This window comes from Micromonospora sp. NPDC005172 (genome assembly GCF_040608555.1).
In the GTDB taxonomy this organism is placed as follows: Bacteria; Actinomycetota; Actinomycetes; order Mycobacteriales; family Micromonosporaceae; genus Micromonospora.
Genome location: NZ_JBEXIL010000114.1, coordinates 1 through 3,504 on the forward strand (window position 1 = coordinate 1; position 3,504 = coordinate 3,504).

Annotated in this window: 1 protein-coding gene; it reads left to right on the plus strand. The window is 67.2% G+C overall.

Annotation, left to right across the window (positions count from 1 at the left end):
* Positions 1–242 precede the first annotated feature (242 nt).
* Positions 243–3,467 carry a LamG domain-containing protein gene (locus ABZV06_RS31970; protein WP_355625982.1) on the plus strand — a complete coding sequence of 1,075 codons (3,225 nt, stop codon included), beginning with the start codon at positions 243–245 and terminating at the stop codon, positions 3,465–3,467.
* Positions 3,468–3,504: the final 37 nt, after the last annotated feature.

The window sequence follows — 3,504 nt, forward strand, 5'->3', positions numbered from 1 at the left end:
CGGGCCCTCGCCATACCCACCAACGAGCACAACCCCGACAACACCCGCCTCATCGAGGAACGCCTATCAACCGGCGCTCAAACGAAAGACCGAGGCTAGAGAGCGAATCCTCGCCGCGCTTCTTGCTCGTCCTATTTTTCGGCGACGCTGCGAGAGCGGCGTCATCAGCATGTCCGCCTTCACGCCGGATTCCCTTGGCCTCTCCACGGCCCCTCGGCTTCACGCTCGCTGTGCCCGGCGCGATGACTACTACCAAGACGTCATCGGCCCGGTCGGTGTGTGGCAGGCGTCTTCCCGACCTCGAGATCCAGCGTCTGGCAAGCCAGGTCCCGCAATCCCGGCCAGACGACCCAGGCCCGGCAACGGTTACCTTGCCGGCCTCGCACGACCTCCGTACATACCACCGATGCAACGAACAGGGGACCCCGATGAGACTTGCTGGCCCGCGTATCCGCGCTCGCTCACGAGGTTGGGGGTGCGCCCTGGTGGCGGCCACGATCGCGATGGCCGGCGTCGCCGCGACGCCGCAACGCGTGCACGCCGAAGCGGCTCAACCCATGCCGAACGGCGGGCCGGTGAACGCCGAGTTGACCGAGTCCGAAGCGCTCACCGCCGCCAAGAAATCCGGTCATGCCGTCGAGGTGACGACGCTGAAATCGGAGAACTCTCGTGTGCTGGCGTCTCCGACCGGGTCTCTGTTCATGGAGTCGTACCCGGTCCCGCGCTGGGTGAACCGGCGCGACGGCGCGGGCTGGCGCACCATCGACACATCGCTCCGGCAGGCCGTCGACGGTTCGGTCACGCCGGTGGCCACGCTGGCAGACGTGTCGTTCTCGGCCGGGGGCACCGCACCTGTCGTACGCCTTCCGGTCGACGGCGGCGAGGTGTCCCTCGCCTGGCCGGGAACGTTGCCCCGGCCGAGGGTCGAGGGCGACACCGCGGTCTACGAGTCGGTGCTGCCCGACGTCGACCTGCGCATGCGTGCCCTGACCGACGGCTTCAGCTGGGTACTCGTGGTCAAGTCGGCCACCGCGGCGACGAACCCGGCGTTGGAGACCCTGCGGTTTCGCCTCGACACCCCGGGGCTGTCCAAGCGGCAGCGCGCCGACGGTGGTTTCCAGGTCGTCGACGGCTCGGGGCGCGAGGTGCTGTCCGCCGGCAACGCGCTGATGTGGGACTCGTCCGGCCTCACCACGAAGGCCACGGCGAGCAGCAGCAGAGCGCTGGCGACGTTCGCAGCTCAGGAGAAGCGGGACGCGCTGCGCACGATCCCGGATCGGTCGCGCAAGTCGGAGCTGACGACCGAGGTACGGGACGGGGATCTCGTGATCCGTCCGGATCTGGCGTTGCTGCGGGGGAAGGACACCACCTACCCCGTGGCGATCGACCCATGGACGACAATCGGCAAATCGATCTGGGGGTACACCGGCACACAGAACGCTACCCGAGACGACGGGGTCGCCCGGGTGGGCAAGAGCCCGGAGGGCGCCGGGAACTTCCGCTCGTTCTTCCGGTTCAACCTCGCGTCGCTGTCCGGCAAGACGATCCGCTCGGCGAAGTTCCTGACCGAGATGACTCACTCCTGGTCGTGCGGTTCCACGCCCGTGAACCTCTACCGGACCGCCGAGCTGGGCAGTTCCGGCAAGCAGTCCTGGGACGGTCCGAACCTGCTCACCTGGTTGGAGGAACGGTCCGGGCACGCTCACAAACCGTCCGGAGGAGAAGGCTGCGACAACGACCCGCAGCCCGACCTGCCGATGGAGTTCGCGGCCTCGGCCCTGAAGACCGACATCTCCGCCAACCGGGGCGAGGACAGGTATACCCTCGCGCTGGCCGCCCGGCAGTCCGACGGCACGTCCGAGTCGGAGTCGACCTGGTGGAAGAAGTTCGACCCGGCGATGACCAAGCTGACGGTCGAGTACAACACCAACCCGAACACGCCGACCGCGGCGCAACTGTCCACGCACGCCGGGTACACCGGCCCCGCGCAGGCGTGCGTGACCGGCGCGAATCGGCCCATGGTGCGGTCGGACTACCCGTGGCTCAAGGCCACCCTCACCGACCCCGACGGCAGCAACGGCGGCAGCCTCTCTGGCGTGTTCACGCTGCAGAAACTGGTGAGCGGAGCCTGGACCACCCCCACCGGCTGGCCAAAGACCGACGCCGGCGTCGCCCCCGGGGCCAAGGCGGAGATGCAGTTGATCACCAAGACCGCCAGCGGGGACGTGTACCGGTGGCAGGTGCAGGCCAAGGACACCCTCGGCGGAATTTCGGGCGGGTCGCCTTGGTGCGAGTTCTACGTCGACTACGCCGCGCCCACAGCGACGCCGAAGGTGACCCCGGCCGACGGGCTTTACCTGGAGTCCCCGCCGTTGGGTACGAACCAGGATGTGCATGGCTCGGCCGGGTACTCCGGCAGGTTCACCTTCTCCGCCAACGGCGCCACCGACGTCTACGACTACGTCTACCAGGTAGCGGGTGGGACGGAACAGGTAGTGAAGGCTGCCACGCTGGGCGGCTCCGCGACGGTGTGGGTCACGCCGAACTCGATCGGTGAGAACGTGCTGAGCGTCAAGAGTCGGGACCAGGCCGGCAACGCGACCAGCGCGTACGACTACGTCTTCCTCGTCGACAGCCCATCGGCGGCAAAGGCGCACTGGGCGATCAACGAGGGCAGCGGCACCACGCTGACCAACAGCGTCAGCGGTGGTCAGTGGGCCACTTTGACGTCCAACCCGTCGTGGGCCGAGTCCCGTGTACGCGGCACGCACAAGAACCAGGGCAAGGACTGGGCGGTCAAGTTCCGCGGTGCTTCGGATTATGCCAGCACGTCCACCTCGGTGATCGACACGTCGCGTAGCTTCTCGGTCTCCGCCTGGGTGCGCGCCGATGCGGCCGGTGGAATCGTCGTCTCACAGCCGGGTACGAACAAGAGCCCTTTCGAGCTGCAGTACTTCCCCACGAAACAACGATGGTGCTTCGTCACGTATGCGGCGGACCTGTCAAACGCTGCCGCGACAGCAGCGCCGGCCTGCGCGACGGACCCTGTCCAGGTCGGGCTCTGGACGCACCTCACCGGCGTATACGACGCCGGTGCGCCCAACCAGCTAACCCTCTATGTCAACGGAACGCTCAAGGGCACAGGCTCAACCTCGCCCGTCTGGCCCTCCACGGGCCCGCTACTCTTCGGCGCGGGTCGTGCCGGGATCCTCACCGGATGGTTCAACGGGCTTGTCAGTGAAGTCCGGGTATGGGACCGCGTCATCGACCCAGACATCGACCTTCAACCACTGGTACAGCCCGTGCTTGTGGGGGAGTGGGACATGGAGGACTACGACTACGATGTACCACGTCAGGAGGCAGACGGCTCCGGATACCAGCGGCCGCTGAACGTCACTGACGCTCCCTCAGAGCGCGTTTGGTTTGTGGGTTGGGCGGGTGTGTCGCACAGCCGGTCCGATCGATGAGGGTGATTCGGTCGGTAGACGGGTATGGATCGAGTGC